Below are 25,381 nucleotides of genomic sequence, written 5' to 3'. Positions count from 1 at the left end.
TTGTTGCCATTGGCTGGATTACCAGCGGTAGGTTTTCAGCAAGGCCTCCAGTTTTTGACACTGCTCGACCAGCTGGATACTGGCGAGGTTGGCGGCATGGGCCTGACCCAGAGTGTCATTTGACGTATTGCGAATGTCGCTGACCGCGTGATCCACTTCGCTGCAGACCCTGTCCTGCTCTTCTGCTGATTGTGCCATCTGGGCGTTGAGGTCATTGATGCTGGCGATGCGTCCAATGATGTTTTGCATGGCCGCCAAGGTCGCCTCTGTCTTGCTGATGCTCTCACCGGCTTTGCTTTTTGCATCCCCGATCACCACAACGGCGCTTTGGGCCTCGTTTTGCAGGGCGGCGATCATCTGGGAGATCTCCTCGCTGGCGGCACGGCTACGGTTGGAGAGGGCCCGCACTTCATCGGCTACCACCGCAAAGCCACGGCCTTGCTCGCCGGCCCTGGCCGCTTCAATGGCGGCGTTGAGGGCCAGCAGGTTGGTCTGATCGGCAATCCCCTTGATCACCTCGAGCACACCGTCAACCGCAAGACAGCGGCTGTCGAGTTGCTGGATCACCTGATCCACCCGATCGATCTCTGCCGACATCTCGCCCATGTCAGTGATGGAGTGCTGGGCGAGGCGGCTGGTGTCAGCGGCATCCTGATTGGTGAGGGCGGAGAGCTCGGCGCTGTGACGGGCATGTTCGCGCACCTCATGAGAGCTGGCGGCCAGTTCGCTGACGGCGGCGGCGACCTGGGTGGTCATCCCCTCTTGCTGGCGGGCCGAGTTTTCGGTCTGGGTCGCCACCTGACGGATCTGGTTTGACTCCTGATAGAGCTGGTGGGTTGCCCCTTCCACCTCCTGCAGGCTGTGGCGGAAGCCCTGCACCATGTCATTGACGGCGCGGGTCATCTGGCCCAGTTCATCCCGGCTGTGATTGACCAGGGGGAGGGCTAGATCGCGCTCTTTGGCCATCCGGATCATGGTGAGCTGCAGCTGGCGCAGGGGGTGTTTCACGTAGCGTTGCAATACCCACCAGAGCAAGCCGAAGCCGAGACTGAAGACGGCGGCCAGGCTGCCGCTCAGGATCAGGTTGTTGTGGCGGATCTCGCCAAAGGTGTGGCTGAGGTCATAACTGATCCGCACTGCCCCCATCACGGTCCCCTCATTGACCTGGTGACAGGTGAGGCACTGGGTGCCGCGATACTCCTTGTAGGCTTTGAACGGTTTGATCAGGGTGAGCCGGTTGCCCTGCTGCTCCAGAATGGCTTCGCCCTGATTGATGGCTCGCTCATCGAGGGGATCCTGCGCTTTCTGATCCGGGTGACCCGGGCCAAACAGGTTGCTGACGGCGGGGGCGCGTACCAGACGGGCTTCAACGATGCCCGCTTCACTCTTGAGTTTGGTCTGCACTATCTGCCGGTTGGCCATGCCACCTGTCATCATCAGCACGTTCACCTGATCCATATAGGTGTTTGCCATGCTCTCAACTTTCTCCTCTGCCAGCCGGATGGCGAGATCCCGTTGCAGCCAGGCGGAGAGTTCGAAGCAGAGGCCAAAGGTGGTGCTGATGACCAGCGCAAGAGGGAGGAATATTTTCCAGTTCAAGGAGAGGTTATGCATTTTGGGCAAGTTCCATGCGCTTGGTGTTGTTATGTGATCCCGTATCATCTTGATCGTAGACGAAGAAACGGCGGGAGATGGTTCTCTATCGGCACACGATAACCACTCTTGAGTAAATAATCTGTTAAGCAGATCGGTAATGCAGGTTGCCAAAATGCCTTTCGGGAGGGGCGCTGCTCCTCGGGTTGATCCAGAACAAATCGCCGGTAACGATAATCGTTATCATTGTCATTATTTGCTGATAATAGTGACCATCATGAATCTGACCCCTTCCATGACCGGCATTGCCACGCCGGATCCCCTCAAGTTTGCTTTTAGCGCCAAGACCTCGGCTCACGCCAGTCGGGGAGGGATGCGCCCTTTCCCGCTGGATGAGGCTGGCTGGCAGAGCTGGTGGCAGCGAGAGAGTGAAGCTGAGGAGCGCGCCCTCTACATCCACATTCCGTTTTGCCGAAAGCGCTGCAGCTTCTGCAATTTCTTTGAAAATGGCGCCAATCCGGCGCGGATAAACCGCTATGTCAACGCCCTCTGCGTCTCACTTGCGCAGGCGGCTGACACCCCGCTGGCGCAGAGCATGCCGTTTTCAGCCGTCTATGTGGGGGGCGGTACGCCGACCGACATGAGCGCCGACGAGTTGGCCATGCTGGCTGCAGTGATCCGCCGTTTTCCGTTGTCGGCCGATGCCGAGGTGACGCTGGAGGGGCGGCTCAACGGCTTTGATGATGAGAAATGGCAGGTGGCGCTGGCCGGGGGCTTCAACCGCTTCTCATTCGGGGTGCAGAGCTTTGATTCCTGGGTGCGTCAGCAGGCGGCCCGTTTCGATGACAGGGAGACGCTGCTGACCCGTCTGGGTGAGCTGACCCGGGATGATGCGGCTGTGATCGTGGCGGATCTCATCTTTGGTCTGCCCGGTCAGGATGATGCCGTGTGGCAGCAGGATATCCGCGATGTAATGGCGAGCGGTGTACACGGGGTCGATCTCTACCAGCTCATCGCCATGCAGGGCACCAATCTGGAGCGGGCGCAGGAGAAGGGCACCCTGGATTGGCTCGCCGATGGCCAGCAGCGGGCGGCCATGTATGCCTATGGCGGGGCGCAACTGGAAGCTCACGGCTGGGAGCGTCTCTCTTGCAGCCACTGGCGGCGCAGCCCGGCCGAGCAGAGTCGTTATAACCAGATGGCCAAGCGCGGTGCGGAGATCCTCCCCTTTGGTGCCGGGGCAGGGGGCAGCATTCTTGGCCACGGCTTGATGTATGGGCGGGATCTGGCCCCCTGGCACGACGCGCTGGCCAGTGGCAAGCGGGCGCCCGGGATGGTGATGGGGCGCAATCCCAATGCAAGGATGGACGGTCTGCTGCGTGGCGCCCTCGACAGCGGTATGCTGGCGCTGGATCGTCTGCCAACGCCTTTGCTGACCCATCTGATGCCGCTTTTTGCCGCCTGGCAGCAGCACGGGCTGGCCGAGATCGAGAACGCACGGTTGCAACTCACCCTCGCCGGCCGCTTCTGGAACGTCAATATGCAGGCTGGCTTGTTCGAGTTTTTGCAGCTCAATCCGCTCGATGGTTCTGCGCCGCCCAGCCATGGTACTGCCGCGGTACGCCATTCGCTGGTTTGAGCCCGAGCGGAGCATTTGCAAGGAGCACTTGCACGGCTCAGTGCGATCCATAACGAAAGAGGGAGCCTTGCAGGCTCCCTCTTTTGGCTTGGCAGTTAGCGTCGCGCGAGCTTACTCGTCGCTGCTCTCCTGATAGCTGTCGCGCATTGCTTTGGGCAAGCGGCGCATTGGCGCAAAGCCGATATCCTCGCCCACCACTTCCCGCTTGCGGGACTTGTTTTGAGGAGACTGGGCGGGATTTTTGCTGGCATCACCTTTGGCTTTGCCCTTGCCCGCGGCAGGCTTGCCCTTGGCATTGCTGCTCTTGGCGTTGGCATGGCCGCGAGCCCGAGGCGGGTTCTGCACCGGCTTGCTGCCCGGCAGAGTCTGGCGACTCGGCTTGCCGCTGGGCTCATACCCTTCCAAGATTTCCACGGTCAGGGATTGGCCGATCAGGGCTTCGATCGCCTTGAGCTGACCCAGCTCGTCCTGGCTGACCAGCGAGATGGCCTCGCCGCCACGACCGGCGCGGCCGGTACGGCCGATACGGTGGATGTAATCCTCCGCCATCTGGGGCAGTTCGAAGTTGATCACGTAGGGCAGTTGATCGATGTCCAGACCGCGGGCGGCGATATCGGTCGCCACCAGCACCCGCACCTCGCCACTGCGAAAATCGGCCAGCGCCCGGTTGCGGGCACCCTGGCTCTTGTCACCGTGGATCGCCACGGTATTGAGGCCATCTTTTTGCATCTGCTGGGCGAGGCGGTCGGCGATCTGCTTGGTGCGAACAAACACCAGTACCCGCTGCCAGTTGCCACGGCCAATCATGTGGGAGAGCAGCTCGCGGCGGCGTTCCCGATCCACCTGAATAATGCGTTGGGTCACCTGCTCGGCAGCAGTATTGCTGGGATCCACCTCGATGAGTGTAGGGTCGTTCAGCAGGTCATCCGCCAGCGCCTTGATGTCGTTTGAGAAGGTGGCAGAGAAGAGCAGGGTTTGCCGCTCTGCAGGCAGCGCCTTCATGATGCGGCGGATGTCGACGATAAAGCCCATGTCGAGCATGCGATCCGCTTCATCCAGCACCAGTACTTCCAGCTGGCTCAGGGTCAGGGCGCCTTGGGTCAGCAGATCCAGCAGACGGCCCGGGGTGGCGACCAGAATGTCCACACCCAGCTTGATGGCGTCCAGATTGGGCTTGATGCTGACACCGCCATAGGCGATCAGAGTCTTGAATGGCAGGTGGTGGGCATACTTGATGATGCTCTCGCCCACCTGTGCCGCCAGTTCGCGGGTCGGGGTCAGTACCAGTGCGCGTACTTGACGACGGCCACGACCGTGGTTGGCCAGCAGACGCTGCAACATCGGCAGGGTGAAACCGGCCGTTTTGCCTGTGCCTGTCTGAGCGCCGCCGAGCACATCCTGACCGGCCAGAATGGCCGGAATCGCTTGCTGCTGGATGGGGGTTGGCTGTTCGTAACCCAGCTCCTTGACGGCCCGCAGAATATGCGGAGACAGACCCAGTTCGTTGAATGACATGTTCGAGAGAAACTCCTGAGATGAGCCTTTGGCTCAACGGGCAGCCAGCGTGTTGGGGCCAGCCACGATATGGAAAAGATAGTGGGGCCGTAATATAGCAAAAGAGCGGCCGCTGCGCAGTAGCTGTCGCACCGGCCGCCATACAATCGTTCAACGCAGTGGCGTAAAACGGTGCGGGAGCATCAGAGCATCTCGCGGATCTGCTCGGCCAGACTCTCCGGTTTGGCCTGGGGGGCGAAACGCTCTACCACATTGCCATCGCGGTCGATCAGGAACTTGGTGAAGTTCCATTTGACATTCTCCAGCCCAAGAAAGCCCGGTTTCTGTTGCTTGAGCCACTGGTAGAAGGGGTGGGCATGCTCACCGTTGACATCGCACTTGGCCATGATGGGGAAGGTGACCGGATAGTCGAGGGAGCAGAAGCGGGCGATCTCGTCCGCATCCCCCGGCTCCTGATTGCCAAACTGGTTGCAGGGGAAGCCCAAAATCACCAGCCCCTTGGGGCCGAGCTCCCGATAGAGCGTTTCCAGCCCTTCATATTGGGGAGTAAAGCCGCAGCGACTGGCCACATTGACCACCAGCACCACCTTGCCCGCCAGTTGAGTCAGCGGGTAGGGGGTACCATCCAGTCGTTGCAAAGTGAGATCGGGCAGAGGCATAAGAAGCTCCTTTCGTGGGTGATGCGCGGGTTGTGCCGTGAGTGGTTCGGTCGGTGACAGAGACAAGCGCCGGATGAACAGCAACATGGCGATGCGGATACGGTATCGGCTGGCTCTTGGTACCGCAAGGAGGCCGCGGCGCCTCCTCGTCCCGATTGCAAGGGTCATCACAGTTTCGACAACCAATACGCTCCTTGGCAGAGCGGGATCACAACTGGCGACAAAAATGCGGGGAGGCGGGCAGCAACTCGCGTATTGATGTTGGGACTTCTCAAGAGAAGCAAACCGGTTTGTGACTTTGCCGGTAAGTCGCTACAAAGCGCCCTCTCTCCACTCATTGTGAGCCAATCTTGGACTATCAAGCTGCCATGGATGCCATTTACACCCGGGGATGGGTGATAGTGGATGATTTTTTGACCGCCGCCGAGGTGGATGCCCTCAAAGCCTGTTTGCCAGGCGAATGGCAACCGGCCGGGATCGGCCGTGACGCCCTGCATCAGGGCAATCCCGATATTCGCCGTGACCAGATCCACTGGCTGGAGCCCTCCCTCGGTGCGCCGGTGGCTGACTACCTCGCCCGGATGGAGTCCCTGCGTCTTGCCGCCAACCGGATGCTGATGCTGGGATTGTTCGACTACGAGGCCCACTTCGCCCGCTATCGCAGCGGGGATTTTTACGCCACCCATCGGGATGCCTTTGCCGGTCGCTCCAACCGCCGTCTTACCACCGTGTTTTACCTCAACAACGACTGGCTGCCCGAAGCGGGTGGAGTGCTGCGCATGTATGACGACAAGGAGCAGTTTCTGATGGATGTCAGCCCCAAGGGGGGGCGGCTGGTCATGTTTCTCTCCGAGGAGTTTCCCCACGAGGTACTGCCTGCCAATCAGGAGCGCTACAGTATTGCCGGCTGGTTTCGGGTCAATGGCAACGGCATGGGAAGGGTCGATCCCCCGCGCTGAGGGGCAATGTGTCCCGATTTTGACACAGGGGAGGCTTTTCACTGCAAGAAGTGGGGTCATGGGTCTCCCATCAGCTGACAAGGGTTGATCTCCCTTGCTACACTGGCGCGCACTTATGTTCGTATCTGGCTTCGTCCGGTTTTTATGGTGGTTGGCTTATCAAATGGTCATGACGAGGCCGCTTTTCCCAAGGGATCACATCTAATGAAGAACATGCATGTCTTGCTGCTGTGCGGCGGCGGTGGCTCCGAGCACGAGGTTTCTCTGCGCAGCGCCAATTTCCTCGAGCAACAACTGGGCCTTCTGCCCGGTGTCGAAGTGACCCGCGTCGAGATGTTCGCCGATCGCTGGCTCAGTGCCGATGGCCGCGAGTGCAAGCTGGGGCTCGACAAGCTGCTTTCGTTTGACAGCGTGGCCCGTCCGGTGGATTACGTGGTGCCCTGCATCCACGGCTACCCGGGTGAGACCGGCGATCTGCAATCCTTCCTCGAGCTGGCCGGATTGCCTTATCTCGGTTGCGATGCCGAGGCGAGCAAGATCTGCTTCAACAAGATCAGCACCAAGCTGTGGCTCTCCGCCATCGGCATTCCCAACACCCCGTACCTGTTCCTGACCGAGCAAAATGAGGCGGCGCTGGCTGAGGCGAAAGCGGCGCTGGCCAAATGGGGCAAGGTCTTTATCAAGGCCGCCTCCCAGGGCTCTTCCGTTGGCTGCTACTCCGCCAGCAACGAAGCGGATCTGGTGAAGGGCATTGCCGATGCCTTCGGTTACTCCGAGCAGGTTCTGATCGAGAAGGCGGTCAAGCCGCGCGAGCTGGAAGTGGCGGTTTACCAGTACGGCGACGAGCTGGTGGCCACCTATCCGGGCGAGATCTGCGTGCCGCAGGACAAGTTCTACACCTATGAAGAGAAGTACAGCAGCGCCAGCCATACCGAGACCGCACTACGTGCCGAGGGGTTGACCGAGGCTCAGGCTGACGCCATTCACGAGTACGCTCTCAAGGCGTTCCGTCAGCTGAAACTGACTCACCTCTCCCGTATCGACTTCTTCCTGACTGAGGAGGGCGAGATCCTGCTCAACGAGATCAACACCTTCCCGGGCATGACCTCCATCTCCATGTTCCCGAAACTGCTGGAGCATCACGGTCACGACTTCGCCCGCTACCTTGAGCAGATCCTGCGCAAGGCCAGCTAAGCGTGCTCTCCCGCTCGCGGGATGAAGCAGAACCCAATAAAAATCCCCGCCAATTGGCGGGGATTTTTTATGTCTTTATCAAGCGGGGCAGGCCAGCTTGAAGGGATAAACAGGCAGGGATGACTCTTCCCCGCCTGTTGCTACCTGTGGGTGTTACCGGCGGTTAGCCGCGAGCCACCCGAAAGCGCACGCTGCGGGAGTGGCACGGCGCCAGCTCGCCAAACTCGCCAGCGGCCAGTTCAAGGGGTAGGGGCTGTTCGTCCATCCGCACCGCTTGCCAGTCGTTCAGGGCGTGTTCGCAGCTCACTTTGCCACCCTCCAGTATCGCCTGCTCGTTCGGGTTATAGACCCGGATCACCAGCGCCTCTTCATCCTCGGCCTTTTTCAGGGCGCTCAGCACCGGACCGGAGGGATCCATGGCGAGCAGACTGAAGTGCAGCGGGGTGGTGAAGCTCGCCTTGTTGAGCTTCATGGCATCGAACGGGATCTTGTTGTAGCAGCGCACCGGGGTGAGGTAGCTGCGCGCCGCCTGCATCACGTTGGCGCTGATGTGATCGCCAGCAAACGCCAGCAGGCTGAAACGGCAGCTGAGCTTGCCACGCACCTGGGAGTCCGGGGTGGGCAGCTTGATGCCGGAGGGGCGACCCGGGCGCAGCAGCAGCTCCTCTTTACCAAGTACGCCGACCCCGCGCAGCAGGGTGAGTGCTAGGGTGTCACACTGCTCACCGATCACTTCAAACTCGCGCAGACCATCGCTCAGTACCGCCAGCCCCTGCTTGCCATCTTGCAGGGCGACGAAGTTCATCAGCTGCCAGACCGGAATGGGTGCCTCTTTCCACCCTTCTGCCTCCCAGTTCGCCATGGCGCTGTCGCGGGTAGGGCGGGTGATGCAGCCAAACTGGTTATCGGAAACAACTGTGTCGCTCGGGAAGGGGGTGGGGATCAGCACTCGCACCCGGTGGTCATCAGCCTGATTGTCGAGTTCCAGCTCGATGTCGATGCGCGGACTCTGATGCGCCAACGTGATGCGGCAGGTGACATCGAGGTGGCCGCTGCACTGGCGGTTGGCACGCTCGGCGAGGTTGGCAGGCAAGGCCATACGCAGTTTGAGGGTCGCGATACTCTGCCACGCTTCATGGGTGACCTCGCGGGTCACTGCAAACTCGGTGGAGTAGCGCAGCCACTCATCCCGCGATGGCGAGTAGTCATACTCGTCGCCATCATCGGAGCCCTCTTCCAGCGTGAGCACCTGATCAAAGGTGGTGCCGCGCAGCTTGTCCAGGATCTGCAAAGTGCCGTTGTCATTGAGGGCGATGCGGTAAAAATCGTTCTCCAGCAGCTCGCCGCTGGCCGTCACCGGTTGCTCCAGTCCTGACTGGTTGCCCTCGATATGGAGAGTGCAATAGCCCATGGCGGGCAGGGGATGGTAGAGCTGGATGTCGTACTCCATAAAGGGGTCGTAGTTGCCGTAGTGCACGATCTGCCTGTCCACCAGTCCCGGGTCAATCTCGCGTCTGGCGCGGATGAAGTAGGGGACCGGCTGGCCCGCTTCATCACGCAGGGCAAAGGATTGGGCGCGAATGCGGATGCTGGTGTTGACCACCTCCTGACGGGGGAAGGGCATCAGGTTGAACAGGCAGAGCTTGTCGGCCACCTGTACCCCGTCTTCACAGAGCACCACCGGCATGTTGTCGACAATCTTGCGCATGTAGAAGCGGATCAGGTTCTCGGCCATGTCGTCGGCCAGAATGAAGCGGGTCATCACCTCCTGATGCACCTTGTCGCTGCAGCAGCAGCCGATGCTGTCGTGGGCGTGGTTCTTCATGATCTCCTTCCACATCTTCTCCAACAGCCCATGGTGGTACTCGAAGCCGAGCGCCCAGGCGATGCTCGCCAGCGGTTCGAGGATGTTGACGATCTTGTTCTCGATGGCGGCGTGGGCCAGCTTGATGTCCATCCGGGTGGAGGAGATGGTGCGGTGTACCCGCATGTATTTGCCGTCGTTGAACTCCCCCTTGAGGGTGGCCAGCTGGTCGCGGCACGCCTCGATGCGCTCGAAGACCTGCTCGAAGCGGCTCATGTGGAATTCACGCTGGGGGTAGATCTCCCGCAGCTTGTCGATGATGGCGAAGATGTTCTGTTGCAGCGGCATCTGGTCGTGGCCGTTGGGCAGCAGGATATCCTTGGTCACCGAGGCCTTCTCCAGCACCTCGAAGTAGGATTCGAGCCGCTTGCGCAGGCCAGCTTCATCTTCCGGCAGGTACTTGCCGATGGCGTAGCCGAGCGGCAGCACCTGGGCGGTCACCTCGCTACCGTCGTTGCTCTGCCAGAGGAACTCGGTCTTGTCGGTACCGTGACGCTCGGAGCAGCCGCGCCAGAATATGGCACGGTCAATCCCGAAGCCGTTAAAGATGTGGGGCAGTTGGGAGGACATGCCGAACGAGTCTGGCAGGTAACCGATCTTCATCGGCTCGCCAAGGCTGAGGCAGTCGCGCATCCCGTAGAGCAGGTTGCGCAGGATGGACTCGCCGCTCACCTGCATGGTGTCGGTCTGGGTGTACCAGGGGCCGATGATGAGCTTGCCCGCTTCCACCAGCGCCTTCACCCGGGCCTTGTTCTCGGGCTGGATGGCGAAGTAATCCTCCAGCACCGCAGTCTGGCCGTCCAGCACATAGAACTTGTAGTCGGGGTCGGATTCAAGCCGCGCCAGGATCTCCGCCATGTTGTTGACCAGCAGGATGCGGGACTCCTCGGTGGTGAAGTACCACTCCCGATCCCAGTGCATGTGCGGCGTGATGTGAACTCGTGAAACTGTCATGACAATGATCCTTTGCTGACGCACGGCGGCCCTTGCCTGCCGTGCGGAAAAATAGTCTGTTGAAAAAGCGGTGGTGAAGATGAGCCTTACTCTGCGGCGACCACCTGATAGGTGCCGCGCTGCATGGCGTGACGGCGCCAGCCGATCAGCACCACAGTAGAGATAAGGGTGCCCACCAGCGCCGCACCGAGCCAGACGGCGGCCGCCATCAGGGCGCCGTGGCCGCCATCGTGGAGCAGGAACAGGGAGAAGATGCCGGCCCCCGGGGTGGAGAGACCAATCCCCATGGCTCCCACCATGGCGCCGGTGACCACCGAGCCTGCGAGGAAGGAGCCGATCACCCGGATTGGATCTTCGATGGCCATCGGAATGGCGCCCTCGGTGATCCCCGCCAGCCCCAGCAGCCAGGTCGATTTGCCGGTCTCGATCTCGAAGGTCTGGAACAGGCGCGGTGCCAGTAGGGTGGAGAAGGTGACGGTAAAGGCCGAAACCATCTTGACCGCGCCGAAGATGGCGTAGGGGCCGTAGACCCCGTTGGCCATGGCGCCGAGGCAGAAGGCGTAGGCCGCCTTGTTGACTGGGCCACCCAGGTCAAACGAGCACATAAAGCCGAGCAGGGCGCCTAGTACCAGCGCATTGGTGCCGGAGAGGCCGTTGAGCCACTCGGTGAGGCTGTTGTTGAGCCAGGCTACCGGCTGGCCGATGACAAACAGCATCAGGCTGCCCGCCACCAGAGTGCCGATCACCGGATAGAGGTAAAAGGTGAGAAAGCCGTTGAAGTTGGGGCTAAGGCGCACATGCTGCTTGACCCAGCGCATCAGGTAACCGGCGATAAGACCACCGACCACGCCACCGAGAAAACCGGAGCCAATCATGTTGGCGGCCAGTCCCGCCGCAAAGCCCGGGCCCAGCGCCGGTTTGTCTGCCAGCGAGTAGGCGGTATAGGCCGCCAGCACCGGCACCATCAGGGTGCCCAGCATGCCACCGCCCAGCTTGCGGTACATCCAGAGCCAGGAGTTCTCGGTATCAAACAGATGTTGCAGGCCGAAGATCTGGGCCAGCAGCACAGAGACGGCGAGCACGGTACCGCCCGCCACGATGAGCGGCACGGCAAAGGAGATACCGCTCAGCAGCGCCTGCTTGAGCTCGGTCTTGAGGCTCACCTTCTTGCCGGTCTGCGCGTCGCTCTGGCTGGTGTTGGGCGTCGGGGCGGTGCGACCGGCCTTGGCCGCTTCCAGCGCATCATTCAGGATCCGCTCGGCATGGCGGATGGGCTCGGCCACCGGCGTCTCGATCCGGGGGATACCGGCAAAACGCTCCTGCTCCTTGATGGCCACCTCGGCGGCGAAGATACAGGCCACCGCAGCATCGAGCGCCTCTTGCGGCAGGCGATCCTCAATGCCGTTGGCACCCTGCTTCTCGACCAGTACCCGAATACCTAGCTTGCGTCCCGCCTTTTCCAGATACTCGGCAGCCATATAGGTGTGGGCGATCCCCGCCGGGCAGGCGGTGACACAGACCACTGTGGGTTTATTTGTATCTGATTTGTCTTCTTTTTCTGGTAGCTTGCCACTATCCCCCTCACCATCAAGCAGCGCCATCAGTTGCTCGGCACTTTTGGCTGCCAGCACCGCCTCGCGGGTATCGTCATCCACCAGGGCAGTGGTGAGGGTGGTGAGCAGCTGCATGTGGGTGGAGCCCGCCTGATCGGTCGGGATCGCCAGCATGAAGATCAGGTTGACCGGCTCGGTGCCGTCGATCCCCTCCCAACCCAGCTCTTCGCTCAGGGTGGCGACGGCAAAGGCCGCTTCACGCACCGCATCGCACTTGCCGTGGGGCACCGCCAGCCCTTCGCCAAGGGCGGTAGGGCCCTGTGCCTCGCGGGCCATGACCGCGGCCAGAAAGGCGGCCTTGTCGTGCAGCTTGCCGGCCTGATCGAGCCGATCAGCCAGGGCATGAATGGCCGCATCCCGATCGGCAAACCGGGTTTGCAGCGTGATGAGATGAGGGCCGGTAAGACTGGTCAGATTCATGATGATCCTCTGTCAGGTTGGCTTGCCAGCAAGCCGTCATGGTGAAAGTGACAGCGATGCTAACAAACCGGCCGACGGATTTTTGTGAGTGGTATCATACAATTCGTTATTTGTATTGTTTTTGTATTGTTTGTTCAAGGTGATTTGTTAGGTCAAATGGGGCCGAGCCGTTTTGTCTGCCGGGCAACTGGGGTAGAATGGCGCCTCTTCCATTTATCATGGCGCAGAGCCGACGAGGTGGCCTTTCGTGTCGAAAAAACCCATGTATCGCCAGATAGCCGACACCATCCAGCAGTGGATTGCGCAAGGGGAGCTGGCCCCCGGCGATGCCCTGCCCACCGAAGCCGAGCTGCGCGAGCAGTTCGGGGTGAGCCGGGTGACGGTGCGTCAGGCCCTCAAGCAGCTGACCGAACTCAACGTCATCGAGAGCATTCAGGGCAGCGGCAGCTATGTGCGGCAGGAGAAGGTGAACTACGACATCTATCAGCTCACCAGCCTCTATGAGAAGGTGACTGATCCGGCGGCCGAGACCCACAGCGACATTCTTGCCTTCGAGGTGATCAAGGCGAGCAGCGAGCTGGCCGAGCGGCTCAATCTGCTGGAAGGGGCGCTGGTCTACTACGTCAAGCGGGTGCGCTTTATTCGCCAGATCGCGGTAACGCTGGAGGAGACCTGGATGCCGCTCGCCCTCTTCCCCGACCTCAGCTATGCGGTGATGCAGGGCTCCAAGTACCACTACATCGAAGAGGTGAAGCAGCTGGTGATCGACCGCAGCGAGCAGGAGATCATTCCGGTGCTCCCCTCGGCGCAGGTAGTGGAGGCGCTCGGTATCGATCCCGCCAAACCCATTATCGAGAAGGTTTCCCGTGGCTTCTTGCAAGATGGCACCGTGTTCGAGTTCAGTCGCAACTTCTTCAAGAGCGATGATTACAAGTTCACCCTGGTCGCCCGCCGCGCCAAGGGGTGAGCGGTCGCCAGCACCCGAGATAAAAAAGGCCACCACCGTGTTTGCGGTGGTGGCCTTTTTTTTGGCTGAATGACAGATTGGCTGGTGGTTTGATGCAGCCGACCTACTGCGCAGAGTCCTTTACGATCCCCTCGACCCGCACCTGCAGGCTCCCTTGTGCCAGGGTGGTGACGAGCTGGTCGCCGCTGCTGACCTGATCGGCGCGGCTGATGACTTCACCACGCGCAGTGCGGGTGATGGAGTAGCCGCGACCCAGGGTGGCAAGCGGGCTCACCCCGTCGAGGCGGGCGGTGAGCATGGCGAGGCGGTGGCTCGCAAGGTCTTGCCGCTTGGCAATCAGGGCATAGAGCCGCTCCTCGGCCAGTTGGTGTCGGCGCTTGCCGGCGGCCAGCAAGCGCTCCGGGCTCTTGCCCTGCAGGCGCAGCTCAAGGTTGGTGAGGCGCCGCTCTCCCTGATGCAGCCGCTGGCGCAATAGCTGTTGCAAACGGGTGGAAAGCTCGTCGAGGCGCTGGGACTGCTGCTCCAGTCGCCGCTTCGGGTCCTGATGGTCGAGCCGCTTTTGCAGCAGGATTAAATCGTGGCGGGCGGCGGTCTGCTGGCGGCTCATCGCCTGCAGCAGTCGCTGTTTAAGGTGGGCGAGGCGCTGGATGCGGGCCTGGTTGTCTGGCGCCACCAGCTCGGCAGCAGCCGACGGGGTAGGGGCGCGCAAGTCGGCGGCAAAGTCGCTGATGGTGACATCCACCTCGTGGCCCACTGCGCTCACCACAGGTATGGCGGAGTGGGCAATGGCGCGCGCCACCGCCTCTTCGTTAAAGCACCAGAGATCTTCGAGAGAGCCGCCGCCGCGCCCGACGATCAGCACATCCACCTCGGCGCGCTGGTTCGCTTTGGCGATCGCCGCGACAATCTGGCTGATGGCGGCGCTCCCCTGTACCTGGGTCGGGTAGATAAAGACCGGTAGATCCGGCGCGCGCCGTTTAAGCACCGTCAGCATATCGTGTAGGGCGGCGCCTGTGGCGGAGGTGATAAGGCCCACCGCCCGAGGTTCGCGGGGCAGCGGCCGCTTGCGGCTCTCGTCAAACAGCCCCTCGGCGCCGAGACGGCGTTTGAGCTCTTCAAAACGCAGGGCCAATACGCCGTCGCCTGCAGGCTGCATCGACTCGATGATCAGCTGGTAGTCGCCGCGCGGCTCATAGAGGGAAACCCTCGCCTGTACCAGCACCTGCATGCCATCCTGCGGGCGGAAGGCCACCCGCCGGTTGTTGCCCTTGAACATGGCGCAGCGCACTTGCGCCGACATGTCCTTGAGGGAGAAGTACCAGTGGCCGGAGCTTGGCATCGCCAGATTGGAGAGTTCGCCGGTCAGCCACACCAGCCCCAGATCCTGCTCCAGGATCATGCGCACGGCGCTGTTGAGGCGGGTGACGGTAAAGACCTGCTGTTGCCTGTTTTGGCCGGATTCGTTGCGATAGTTCAAGGCGGTTCCTGCGCACGGTTCCTCGCCAGCGAAGGCGGAGGAGAGAAACAATGTCGCCATCTTACCCCACTTCACCTCGTCCGCCGAGTCAATGGATCAGGTTGGTCACTCCTCCCTGCAAATCGGTGTTGCATGGAAATGAAAGCGCTATCAATCACATACAGCCAATAGCGAAGTCGATGGTGGTCACATTTTGCGCGCATTCGCCATGAATTGGTTATGGGGAACTCTAGACTGATCGGGCTCATCCGAAGGCGGGACTGTAGCGGATGGGGGAATGCCGGGGCACACCGGCATCACACACAAAACAATGAAAATAAAGGACTATCAATGGCTAGATGGATACTCGCGGCCGGATTGTTGGGAACCCTGATCACGGCGCCGACGTCGGCGGCGGAGTGGTTCTTCCGGGGCACCGCGAATGGATGGGCGGCGACCGCCATGACGTCGACGGACGGCGTCAATTTTGATACCTGCCAGCGCTTCGTGAGCGGGGATGCCAGCGGCGGCCCGCGCTTTAAGATAGACAGGTACGGCAACTGGCAGCAGAGCTACCCGGCGGCCGACTACGGGGTCAATGCCAACACGGCGTACCAGATCCGCATCAACGCCAGCACTCAGGCGGTGAGCGCGACGGCGGTGGCCAGTTGCGAGGCCTCGGGGTTTGCCAGCACCTTGCCGCAGCTCAACGTACGCGGCACCTTCAACGGCTGGGCCAGCCTCCCCATGACTCTGGTAGGGGATCACCTGTGGCAGGTGGAAGCCTACATGGATGGCAAGGCGAGCCAGCGCCTCAAGTTTGATCAGGCTGGCGACTGGGCCGTCAACTTTGGCGACAGCAACGGCGACGGCGTGCTTGAGAAAAGTGGCGGCGACATCTTCTGGAGCGCCGTGGGTACGGTGCGCATCCAGGTCAACGACCAGACCCTGGTCTACAGCATCACCCCCCTTGGGGATGACAACCAGCCGCCGCTCGCGGTCATCACCCCGGGGGGCACGGTGAATGTGACCCAGGGGGCGTCACTGACCTTGAGCGGCAGCGACTCTACGGATCCCGACGGCCAGATCACGAGCTATCTGTGGAGCAGCGGCGAGACCACGGAGAGCATCGTCGTCAGCACCACCCAGACCGGCACCTTCACCTATGGCCTCACGGTCACCGACGATCAGGGCGCCAAGGGCAGCAGCAGCGTGAGCGTGGTGGTCGGGGCAGGACAGAGCAGCGACAGCTGGTACTTCCGGGGCACGACCAACAACTGGGGACTCACCCCCATGACCAGCGAGGATGGCACCACCTTCTGCACCGAGCAGGCCTTTGGCAGCAACAACCCCCGCTTCAAGATTGATCACAAGGGGGATTGGACCGAGGCGTATCCGGCCCAGGATTACCTGGTCAGCGCCAACACCCGCTATCGCATCTGCTTTGACAGCCTTCGCAAGGCCATCGAGGTGGAGACGCTGGCCGGGGCCGATCTGCAGGCCCCCACGGTGACGGTCACCCCGGCCCCGGGGAGTTATCTGGACAACCAGTCCATCACCCTGGGGGTGAGCGACGATCAGGACAGCGCCCCCGCCGTGCATTTCACCACGGACGGCAGCCAGCCCACCACGGCGTCGGCCCGCTATGCAGGCCAGCCCCTGGTGGCGAGCGACAAGGGGAGCGGCACCGATCTGGTGATCCGCACCCTTGCCATTGACGCCAGCGGCAATCAGCGCGAGCAGCGCTTCGAGTACCGTATCGGCGAGCAGGGGGTGGCGAGCGGCGATTTTCGTGCCGAGAGCATCTACTTCCTGCTGACCGCCCGCTTCTATGATGGCGATGCCAGCAACAACTACCATAACCGGGATCGCTACAAGGCGGGGGATCCCCATTGGCGCGGCGACTTCAAGGGCTTGATCGCCAAGCTCGACTACATCAAGGATCTCGGCTTCACCGCCATCTGGGTGACGCCACCGGTGGAGAATCGCTCCGGCCTAGACTACCACGGCTACCACGCCTACGACTTCTACCGGGTCGATCCCCGTCTGGAGTCGCCGGGGGCGGGTTACCGGGAGTTCATCCAGGCGACCCACGCCAAGGGGCTCAAGGTGATCCAGGATGTGGTGCTCAACCACTCGAGCCAGTACGGCCTGCGCGGCAAGACCTGGATCGATCGCCTGCCCGTCAAATACTACGTACCGGCGGGGTCGAGCCAGGGGCTCATCAACAACGGCCCCTATCAGGGCAACCTCGGGGACTACGCTAGCGCCAACCGCTGTGACGACGACAACCCGGTGGCTCCCGACTGGTACAAGGCCCGCTGCCAGTCCGATCCGGCGGGCACCCAGCCTCTGGTGGACCCCAAGACAGGCGCCACCGTGCCGAGTGCTGGCTACAACCCCAACCGCTTCTTCGGCATCGACGCCCAGACCCTGGATCCCGCCTGGTATCACCTGGACGGTTTCATGTCAGGCGGTGACTGGGAGAGCCCGCTCGCCCTGCAGCGCAAACACATGGCGGGGGATTGCATCGATCTCGCCACCGGCAACCAGAACGTCAAGGACTACCTCAACGGCGCCATCCGCCAGTACCTCGACATGGGGGTTGACGCCATTCGCATCGATACCTTGAAGCACATCGAGCGGGACGAGCTGCTGACCTATGTCCACGACTGGCAGGCCCACAAGCCGGGGTTGTTCGTCTTTGGCGAGAACCTGGTCAAGGGCACCGGCTGGGGCTCTGAGCTGGCCAACGACAATGCCTCGGCGGTGATCCGTCCCTGGTGGTATACCCGCACCACGCCGAACCCGGCGGATCCCCGGGCAGGGGGCGATTCCGGCCTCTCTGTGCTGGACTTCTCCCTCTTCTCCACCTTCCGTGACAACGTCACCCGGGGGAGCTTTGGCGGGGTGGGCGGGATCTTTGCCATGGACTGGGTCTATGGGGATGCCACCAAGCTCATCACCTTCTTCCAGAACCATGACGTGGGGCCGGACAACGACTTCAAGTACCGCTACGGCGGGGAAGAGGGCAATGCGGCCATGACCTACAACCTGCTCTGGACGGCACGGGGCATCCCGACCCTCTACTACGGGGAGGAGGTGATGTTCCAGGCGGGCAAGCCTCAGGATATCGACGGGGCCACCATGACGGTGGATCAGACTGGTCGTGCCTACTACGGGGAGGTGCTGGACAACCCGGCCACTCCGAGCCACCCGCTCTACCAGCACATCAAGCGCCTGAACCAGATCCGCAAGGCGGTGCCAGCCCTGCAGAAGGCGCCCATGAGCCAGGTGAACGAGTGGGGCAGCGGCATCAGCTTCGTGCGTGACCTGAGCGCTCAAGGCAGCTACGCTGCCGTGGGCCTCGCGGCCAGTTCGGCCCAGCAAATAAACCTGAGTGGCCTGAAGAACGGCACCTATACGGATGCGGTGACCGGCGCGAGTCAGAACGTCAGCAACGGCAGTCTGAGCTTTGCGGTGCCCGCCTATTCGGCACGGGTCTGGGTACTGAACGGCCCGGGCAAGGTGGGCGTTGACGGTAAATATCTCAAATAAGGAAAGCCTGTCACAGTGTGCAGCGAGTCGGCCTTGGGGCCGACTTTTTTATGCCGCATATCAAGGGATCGAGGGAGATGGACCAGACGGGGAAGGCAATAAGCAGTAGCGTCGACATCGCTTGGGAGCAAGCGGCATCCGAGGGTGGCTTGCTCTGTTATGGTGCTTTCGCCCCAAAGTGGTGCGCATCATCGACATTGGCAGCAGGAACCCACCTTGGAGAAATATGCCGTATCCACCCTATGCCCCTCCTGTGACGAGCATGATTCATGCTGCCATGTGGCACCATATCAACATGATCCACTTAATAACGGGCTTTAAAAGGGGAGATGGTGAGCTGCCTTCAGTGTGGCTGGTCAAACATGCTGATGCAGCCTGATGTTTGTCCCATGAATGGGTGTGTTGCTCCTGTCATAGGCAGAATGTCGGAATTTAAATTTGATTTTTCAGCTTATCCTGGATGCTTGTGTTGATTGGCGCTTTTTTTGCTGAGTCTTGTGATGTCGGCAGGGGGACCGGCAGGGGAAATGGCCAGGGCGCCCGAGTATGCCGACCCCTTCGGCCCAGTGACTGGTGCCCTGATGTCACAGCAAACATGGAGAGGAGTCATATGGAGAGTGAAATGACCATGTCGCCCGTGCCGGCGACCAAAGCCCTGGCCCACACCCTCAAGGACGATGTTTATGGCATGGTGCTCGGGGTCATGTTTATCGCGGTCGGTCTCAACCTGCTCAAGTGTTCCGGCATGATCACCGGTGGCATCGCGGGCATCGCCCTGCTGCTCGCCCATGTCAGCAGTTTGCCCATCGGGGTTCTGTTCTTCATGGTCAACATGCCCTTCATGGTGTTTTGTTACTTCACCATGGGGCGCGCCTTTACCATCAAGACGCTGATCGTCAACGTTACCCTCTCGGCGGCCACCCAGGCGGTACCGCTGCTGCTGACGGTGAGCTATGTCCACCCACTGTTTGCCGCCTTGGTAGGGGGGACCTTTCTCGGCATGGGGGTGTTGTCTCTGGCGCGCCACAATGCCTCCGTAGGTGGCACCGGGGTGGTAACGCTCTGGCTGCAACGGCGCGTTGGCATCAACGCGGGAAAGAGCCAGATGGTGCTTGATGTGCTGGTGTTTGCACTCTCCCTGCTCACCTTGCCACTGCCCTTGCTGCTCTGGTCCACCCTGAGTGCGCTGGCGATGAACGCCATGCTGATGAATTGGCACAAGCCAGGTCGCTATCAGGGAAACTGAACACCCGGCTGCACATAATTGGATCATTGAAAATGCTGTTCCGGGAGGTTGGAGGGAGAAAGGGGCTCAACGACAAAAAAGATCATCTTGTCGTGAAAAAAGGCATGATTACAGCTGAATTTATTAGTTTTTTGCGCCGTTGGCCGCCTAAAAGAGGGCTATGCCATAAAAAATTCAAAAAACTTCTTTACCAGTGACCAATGCGTGAGTAAACTTCGTCGGCAATATTTTACACCCCCACTTCCTCAACGGTGAGATATTGCCATGCTCAGGATTGCCAAAGAAGCGTTAACCTTCGACGATGTACTGTTGGTTCCCGCCCACTCCGAAGTTCTTCCCAATACTGCCGATCTGCGTACCAAGTTGACCTCCGCCATCAGCTTGAACATCCCGATGATCTCCGCTGCCATGGATACAGTGACCGAAGCCCGTCTGGCTATCGCACTGGCCCAGGAAGGCGGTATCGGCTTTATCCACAAGAACATGTCCATCGAGCAGCAGGCTGCTGAAGTGCGCAAGGTCAAGAAGTACGAGAGCGGCGTGGTCACCGACCCCGTCACCGTGCGCCCTGACATGACCATCGCCCAAATCAAGGAGCTGAGCCACAAGAATGGCTTCGCCGGTTACCCCGTGGTGACTGACGGCAATCAGCTGGTCGGTATCATCACCGGCCGTGACGTGCGCTTCGTGATTGACCTCTCCCAGACCGTTGAACAGATCATGACCCAGAAAGATCGTCTGGTCACCGTGCGTGAAGGGGCCCCTCGCGAAGAGGTGGTTGCCCTGATGCAAAAGCACCGTATCGAAAAAGTGCTGGTGGTGAACGGCGACTTCAAACTCAAGGGCATGATCACCGTTAAAGATTTCCAGAAAGCCGAGCGCAAGCCCCACGCCTGTAAAGATGACAAGGGTCGTCTGCGGGTCGGTGCTGCGGTTGGTGCCGGTGCCGGCAACGAAGAGCGCGTCGCTGCGCTGGTAGAAGCCGGTGTAGACGTGCTGCTGATCGACTCCTCCCACGGCCACTCCCAGGGCGTGCTGGATCGTATCAAGGCCACTCGTGACGCCTATCCGGATCTGCAGATCATCGGTGGCAACGTCGCGACCGCCGCGGGCGCCAAGGCGCTGGCTGCTGCTGGTGTCAACGCCGTCAAGGTCGGTATCGGCCCGGGCTCCATCTGTACTACCCGTATCGTGACCGGCGTGGGTGTGCCCCAGATCACCGCCATCTCCGACGCCGTTGACGCGCTGGAAGGCACCGGTATTCCGGTGATTGCCGATGGCGGCATCCGCTTCTCCGGCGACATCGCCAAGGCCATTGCCGCGGGCGCCAGCTGCGTCATGGTCGGCTCCATGTTCGCCGGTACTGAAGAAGCGCCGGGCGAGATCGAGCTCTATCAGGGTCGCTCCTTCAAATCCTACCGTGGTATGGGTTCTCTGGGCGCTATGTCCAAAGGCTCCAGCGATCGCTACTTCCAGACCGACAATGCCGCCGACAAGCTGGTACCGGAAGGTATCGAAGGTCGCGTGCCGTACAAGGGTCGCCTCAAAGAGATCATCCACCAGCAGATGGGCGGCCTGCGCTCCTCCATGGGCCTGACCGGCAGCGCCACCATCGACGACATGCGCACCAAAGCTGAATTCGTGCGCATCTCCGGCGCCGGGATGAAAGAGTCCCACGTCCACGATGTGACCATTACCAAAGAAGCCCCCAACTATCGGATGGGCTGATAAAACGGGGCCCTGCGCCCCGTTTTTCCACCCTTTTTTTATCCCGTGCCCTTTGTGACAACATCAGCCTGATGCAGGAATAAAATGACTAAAGACATTCACCAGCACCGTATCCTTATCCTCGACTTCGGTTCCCAGTACACCCAGCTGATCGCCCGCCGCGTGCGCGAAATCGGCGTTTACTGCGAACTGTGGGCCTGGGACGTAACCGAAGAGCAGATCCGCGAATTCAATCCGAGCGGTATCATCCTCTCCGGTGGCCCCGAGTCCGTCACCGAAGCGGGCAGCCCGCGCGCCCCCGAGTATGTATTCAACGCCGGTGTCCCTGTGTTCGGCATCTGCTACGGCATGCAGACCATGGCCGAGCAGCTGGGTGGCAAGGTGCAATCCTCTACCGAGCGTGAATTCGGTTACGCCAAGGTGGAAGTGCTGGGCGAAGCTGGCAAGAGCAGCGCCCTCTTGCGCAATATTGAAGATGCCATCGCCGACAACGGCAATGCCCTGCTGGATGTCTGGATGAGCCACGGTGACAAGGTCACCACCATTCCGGCCGACTTCACCACCATCGCCCAGACCCCGACCTGCCCGCACGCGGCCATGGCCAACGAAGCCAAGCGCTTCTACGGCGTGCAGTTCCACCCGGAAGTGACCCACACCCGTCAGGGTGCCCGCATGCTGGAGCACTTCGTCAAAGACATCTGCGGCTGCGAATGCCTCTGGACCCCGGCCACCATCATCGACGACGCCGTTGCCCGCATCCGCGAGCAGGTGGGTGACGATGAAGTGATCCTCGGCCTCTCCGGCGGTGTCGACTCCTCCGTGGTTGCCATGCTGGTGCACCGCGCCATCGGCGATCGCCTGACCTGCGTCTTCGTGGACAACGGCCTGCTGCGCCTGAACGAAGGCACCCAGGTGATGGAGATGTTTGGTGACCACTTTGGTCTCAACATCATCAAGGTTGAAGCGGAAGAGCGCTTCCTCTCTGCCCTGGCCGGTGTTGACGAGCCGGAAGCCAAGCGCAAGATCATCGGCCGCGTCTTCGTCGAAGTGTTTGATGATGAAGCGAAAAAGCTGAAAAACGCCAAGTGGCTGGCGCAAGGCACCATCTATCCGGACGTTATCGAATCCGCTGCCAGCAAGACCGGCAAGGCCCACGTCATCAAGTCTCACCACAACGTCGGCGGCCTGCCGGAAGAGATGAAGATGGGTCTGGTCGAACCGCTGCGCGAACTGTTCAAAGACGAAGTGCGCCGCGTTGGCCTCGAGCTGGGTCTGCCCTACGACATGCTCTACCGTCACCCGTTCCCGGGCCCGGGTCTGGGCGTGCGCGTCCTTGGCGAAGTGAAGAAAGAGTACTGCGATATCTTGCGCCGCGCCGATGCGGTCTTTATCGAAGAGCTGCGCAAAGCCGACCTCTACAACCAGGTCAGCCAGGCGTTCGCCGTCTTCCTGCCGGTGCGCTCCGTTGGCGTCATGGGCGATGGTCGCAAATATGACTGGGTCATTGCGCTTCGCGCCGTCGAGACCATCGACTTTATGACTGCCCACTGGGCTCACCTGCCATACGACTTCCTCGGTCACGTGTCGAACCGCATCATCAACGAGATCAACGGTATCTCCCGCGTGGTGTACGACGTTTCCGGCAAGCCGCCCGCAACCATCGAATGGGAATAAGCGGCTCGCGCCCTTCTGCCCTTAGAGCATAAAAATGCAAAAAGACGCCCTTGAGGCGTCTTTTCTTTTCTCAATCGTTTGCGCCACACATCTTCTTTGTTCGAGCAGCTTTTTCGCCACCTTGCCCCTGTCATATGTGACAGGGGCATTTTTGCGATCTCGCACTAGGCTCTCTCATGCCAATTGAGCCTGCTGTCAACAGCGGCTTGTGGCTGGGGGGAGGGCTGATCCAGTTGCAGATAGCTGCGCAAACGGGCCCATTGTCATCGCGCCAACCGGCAGTGATGACACCCCGGTGGAGACCGGAAACCACTTGAATCAACGGGGCGCAGCCCGAACGGCCAAACGAGTCGGGATCATAGAGCACGGAGAGTTTGATATGTCAGAACAAGCAGTGTTGGTGGGTGGATGGACCGCATATCACAAGCTGACCGCTGAGGATCAGGCGGTATTTGATCAGGCGCTGAAAGGATTTGTCGGGGTGCAGTACGTACCCTTTGAAGTCTCCACTCAAGTGGTGGCTGGCACCAACTACCGCTTCAAGTGCAAGAGCACTGTGCCGCTTGCCAAACCGATCCATGGCGAAGCCGTGGTACAGATCTTCAAATCACTGGACGGGGATGCCCATATCACCTCCATTACCCCGATCTGATTGGGTGCGGGGCAAAGCGGGCAGGGGGTGATCTCCTAACCGGTTTGCTCCAGATACCAGATAAAAGTAAAGACGCCTTAGGGCGTCTTTCTTATTGCTCTATTAAATGTACAGCACAAAAAAATGATTCAATATAGGTAATTTTTTAAATTATGGTGGTATTACTTATGAAAGCACCAACATTTTTAACATGATGATGAAAGTAATTATTGAATTAAGGGTTTCGGACGAGCCTTAAAGATAGTAATATAGGTGGTGTTTGATATTGTTAATGATTTGTATGTTTTGATATTTAGAGGGCGTATGGGAAAAATTAATTTAGATAGTATCACAAAGGAATATTTTTCTGACCTAGAAGGTAATTATTCATTTGGGATGGAGTCTATCGCTGGAAATGAGTCAATCAGGAATGTTAATGAATCTATTGAATTATTTAAAAATGGTCGAGTGCGAATATATGGTGATACCCTCAAATCTTTGGTTAAACCCAAGGAGTTTACCTATCAGAATATCTTACGCCCGTACTTTAATAAGAGTGGGATTAACTTTAGTAAAATAGGGTCTCATCCGGATTTTGCTGATTTGAAAAATTCAGGTGATATTGAAAATCACCATATTGTGACAATGTTTGTGGACATAAAAAGGAGCTCGAGACTGTCATTGTTAATGCCTCTTGAAAAAGCATATTTGGTGAAAAACCGTATTCTTCAGGCTTGTGTTGATGTTATTAGAGCGTTAGATGGTTATCCTCACCGCCTTATGGGGGATGCTGTAATGGCATTTTTTGGAGATAAAAAAACATCTTCGGAAGATGCAATAGCAAATGCGTTAAATGCAGCTGCATCATTAAAGTTGATATTAACTAAATCAGTATTCCCTGAATTGAATCGCATTCTCGGTAAAGATGTAAATTTGGGTGTTAGAATTGGAATGGACTATGGCAATGATGATGAGGTTATATGGGCTAACTATGGATATGGTGACGCTTCTGAAGTCACAGCTCTTGGACTTCCGGTAGATTTGGCATCCAAAGCTCAGTCACAGGCCAAAACCAACACTGCTATGATGGGACAAGGTATTTTAGAGCATATAGATTTCCCAGAACTTTATTCTGAAATAAAAAAAGTTATACAGAATGGAGTTGAAAAAGAAGAACTTTATATATTGCCAAATATGATGGATGCTGTTGGTAAACCAATTAATCGTCGTTGCCGATTGCTGAATATGGACATGTATCAAGCTGTATTGCCCATCCCTACGGATTGGAAAAATGGAATAAATAGTGTAATACCTCATCCTAATGTTATTTTTACATGTTATTATAAAATGGAAAGCGATAGCTCTTTCTGTGAATATAGGTCTGCATCATCTTTCTTGGAGAAAGATGTTGCTTTGAAGTTTGAAGTACAGATATCCAATCCTCGAGAGTTAGAGGTTTTCTATCCTTTAAAGGTTGTGTTCAAAAAAACAAATCATGGCAAGGAGGCTAGGGAGAAAAATAGTGAAGGGTCTTATGAAATTGAAAGAAAGATAGATTATAACAATTCTCAATACCAAAACCAACTTGTGCTTGATATTCCAGAGGCTACAGCGTATAGAGGGCTCCATACAATGGAAGTTATTTTATACCCTAATAAGTCAAATGTTATTTTATATAAAAACATAATAGCTGTGTTTATAAAGTAAAACA

16 protein-coding genes are annotated in these 25,381 nt (G+C 59.1%); 10 read left to right on the top strand and 6 right to left on the bottom strand.

Translation table 11 applies throughout. The features are described 5' to 3' along the window. Positions 1-18: 18 nt before the first annotated feature. Complete coding sequence (locus G5221_RS02405; protein ID WP_421262741.1) at positions 19-1,614, bottom strand: methyl-accepting chemotaxis protein; 1,596 nt, start codon at positions 1,612-1,614, stop codon at positions 19-21. 256 nt (positions 1,615-1,870) lie between these two features. Between G5221_RS02405 and hutW the strand changes: the two genes are divergently transcribed. Continuing rightward, positions 1,871-3,232 (top strand): heme anaerobic degradation radical SAM methyltransferase ChuW/HutW, encoded by a 1,362-nt coding sequence (hutW, locus tag G5221_RS02400; protein ID WP_421262740.1) that lies wholly within the window; start codon positions 1,871-1,873, stop codon positions 3,230-3,232. A 111-nt stretch (positions 3,233-3,343) separates the two neighbouring features. On the opposite strand, the gene G5221_RS02395 is transcribed toward hutW, so the two are convergent. Together G5221_RS02395 and G5221_RS02390 are read right to left on the bottom strand one after the other, a co-directional pair. After that, positions 3,344-4,747 carry a DEAD/DEAH box helicase gene (locus G5221_RS02395; RefSeq protein ID WP_021230569.1) on the bottom strand — a complete coding sequence of 468 codons (1,404 nt, stop codon included), beginning with the start codon at positions 4,745-4,747 and terminating at the stop codon, positions 3,344-3,346. Positions 4,748-4,929: 182 nt separating this feature from the next. After that, positions 4,930-5,406 carry a glutathione peroxidase gene (locus G5221_RS02390; protein ID WP_042080383.1) on the bottom strand — a complete coding sequence of 159 codons (477 nt, stop codon included), beginning with the start codon at positions 5,404-5,406 and terminating at the stop codon, positions 4,930-4,932. A 350-nt stretch (positions 5,407-5,756) separates the two neighbouring features. Between G5221_RS02390 and G5221_RS02385 the strand changes: the two genes are divergently transcribed. Both G5221_RS02385 and G5221_RS02380 read left to right on the top strand, forming a co-directional pair. Next, the gene (locus G5221_RS02385) at positions 5,757-6,365 is read left to right on the top strand and encodes a 2OG-Fe(II) oxygenase (RefSeq protein ID WP_019445550.1); all 609 of its coding nucleotides are present in this window, start codon (positions 5,757-5,759) and stop codon (positions 6,363-6,365) included. Between the two features lie 204 nt (positions 6,366-6,569). Further along, positions 6,570-7,559, top strand: a complete 990-nt coding sequence (locus tag G5221_RS02380) for a D-alanine--D-alanine ligase (RefSeq protein WP_167556622.1) — start codon at positions 6,570-6,572, stop codon at positions 7,557-7,559. A gap of 163 nt (positions 7,560-7,722) precedes the next feature. On the opposite strand, the gene mngB is transcribed toward G5221_RS02380, so the two are convergent. Beyond that, entirely contained in the window at positions 7,723-10,377 is a 2,655-nt protein-coding gene (gene mngB, locus G5221_RS02375) for a mannosylglycerate hydrolase (RefSeq protein WP_421262739.1), read from the bottom strand. Between the two features lie 86 nt (positions 10,378-10,463). After that, positions 10,464-12,410, bottom strand: a complete 1,947-nt coding sequence (mngA, locus tag G5221_RS02370; RefSeq protein WP_421262738.1) for a PTS 2-O-a-mannosyl-D-glycerate transporter subunit IIABC — start codon at positions 12,408-12,410, stop codon at positions 10,464-10,466. Positions 12,411-12,657: 247 nt separating this feature from the next. Here mngA and G5221_RS02365 point away from each other — a divergent pair, with 247 nt between their 5' ends. After that, on the top strand, positions 12,658-13,377 hold the full coding sequence (locus G5221_RS02365) for a GntR family transcriptional regulator (protein ID WP_005337027.1): 720 nt from the start codon (positions 12,658-12,660) through the stop codon (positions 13,375-13,377). Between the two features lie 103 nt (positions 13,378-13,480). Here the strand turns inward: G5221_RS02365 and xseA are convergent, their stop codons facing one another. After that, positions 13,481-14,854 carry an exodeoxyribonuclease VII large subunit gene (xseA, locus tag G5221_RS02360; protein ID WP_421262814.1) on the bottom strand — a complete coding sequence of 458 codons (1,374 nt, stop codon included), beginning with the start codon at positions 14,852-14,854 and terminating at the stop codon, positions 13,481-13,483. A 330-nt stretch (positions 14,855-15,184) separates the two neighbouring features. Here xseA and G5221_RS02355 point away from each other — a divergent pair, with 330 nt between their 5' ends. The 6 genes from G5221_RS02355 (at position 15,185) to G5221_RS02330 (ending at position 25,377) form a co-directional block, all read left to right on the top strand. Then, entirely contained in the window at positions 15,185-18,391 is a 3,207-nt protein-coding gene (locus tag G5221_RS02355; protein ID WP_421262737.1) for an alpha-amylase family glycosyl hydrolase, read from the top strand. A 622-nt stretch (positions 18,392-19,013) separates the two neighbouring features. Next, a complete protein-coding gene (locus G5221_RS02350; protein WP_100654792.1) occupies positions 19,014-19,637 on the top strand; it encodes a YitT family protein in 624 nt (207 codons plus the stop codon). 264 nt (positions 19,638-19,901) lie between these two features. Next, positions 19,902-21,365, top strand: a complete 1,464-nt coding sequence (gene guaB / locus G5221_RS02345) for an IMP dehydrogenase (protein WP_005345006.1) — start codon at positions 19,902-19,904, stop codon at positions 21,363-21,365. A gap of 84 nt (positions 21,366-21,449) precedes the next feature. Continuing rightward, positions 21,450-23,039 (top strand): glutamine-hydrolyzing GMP synthase, encoded by a 1,590-nt coding sequence (guaA, locus tag G5221_RS02340; RefSeq protein ID WP_149153088.1) that lies wholly within the window; start codon positions 21,450-21,452, stop codon positions 23,037-23,039. A gap of 379 nt (positions 23,040-23,418) precedes the next feature. After that, the gene (locus tag G5221_RS02335; RefSeq protein ID WP_005337011.1) at positions 23,419-23,691 is read left to right on the top strand and encodes a hypothetical protein; all 273 of its coding nucleotides are present in this window, start codon (positions 23,419-23,421) and stop codon (positions 23,689-23,691) included. Positions 23,692-23,943: 252 nt separating this feature from the next. Further along, entirely contained in the window at positions 23,944-25,377 is a 1,434-nt protein-coding gene (locus tag G5221_RS02330; protein WP_421262736.1) for a nucleotide-binding domain-containing protein, read from the top strand. Positions 25,378-25,381 lie beyond the last annotated feature (4 nt).

The organism is Aeromonas sp. 602200, from assembly GCF_049173895.1.
Lineage (GTDB): Bacteria > Pseudomonadota > Gammaproteobacteria > Enterobacterales > Aeromonadaceae > Aeromonas > Aeromonas veronii_A.
Note: the sequence above shows the minus strand (reverse complement) of the source record. Positions and strands in the feature narration are given on the sequence as shown.

Bases quoted from the DNA above. Each gene is read 5' to 3' on its own strand.
- G5221_RS02355 (WP_421262737.1), top strand. From the start codon at position 15,185: ATGGCTAGATGGATACTCGCGGCCGGATTGTTGGGAACCCTGATCACG.
- G5221_RS02335 (WP_005337011.1), top strand. From the start codon at position 23,419: ATGTCAGAACAAGCAGTGTTGGTGGGTGGATGGACCGCATATCACAAG.
- G5221_RS02390 (WP_042080383.1), bottom strand. From the start codon at position 5,406: ATGCCTCTGCCCGATCTCACTTTGCAACGACTGGATGGTACCCCCTAC.
- G5221_RS02380 (WP_167556622.1), top strand. From the start codon at position 6,570: ATGAAGAACATGCATGTCTTGCTGCTGTGCGGCGGCGGTGGCTCCGAG.
- mngA (WP_421262738.1), bottom strand. From the start codon at position 12,410: ATGAATCTGACCAGTCTTACCGGCCCTCATCTCATCACGCTGCAAACC.
- G5221_RS02395 (WP_021230569.1), bottom strand. From the start codon at position 4,747: ATGTCATTCAACGAACTGGGTCTGTCTCCGCATATTCTGCGGGCCGTC.
- guaA (WP_149153088.1), top strand. From the start codon at position 21,450: ATGACTAAAGACATTCACCAGCACCGTATCCTTATCCTCGACTTCGGT.
- guaB (WP_005345006.1), top strand. From the start codon at position 19,902: ATGCTCAGGATTGCCAAAGAAGCGTTAACCTTCGACGATGTACTGTTG.
- G5221_RS02405 (WP_421262741.1), bottom strand. From the start codon at position 1,614: ATGCATAACCTCTCCTTGAACTGGAAAATATTCCTCCCTCTTGCGCTG.
- G5221_RS02350 (WP_100654792.1), top strand. From the start codon at position 19,014: ATGACCATGTCGCCCGTGCCGGCGACCAAAGCCCTGGCCCACACCCTC.
- mngB (WP_421262739.1), bottom strand. From the start codon at position 10,377: ATGACAGTTTCACGAGTTCACATCACGCCGCACATGCACTGGGATCGG.
- hutW (WP_421262740.1), top strand. From the start codon at position 1,871: ATGAATCTGACCCCTTCCATGACCGGCATTGCCACGCCGGATCCCCTC.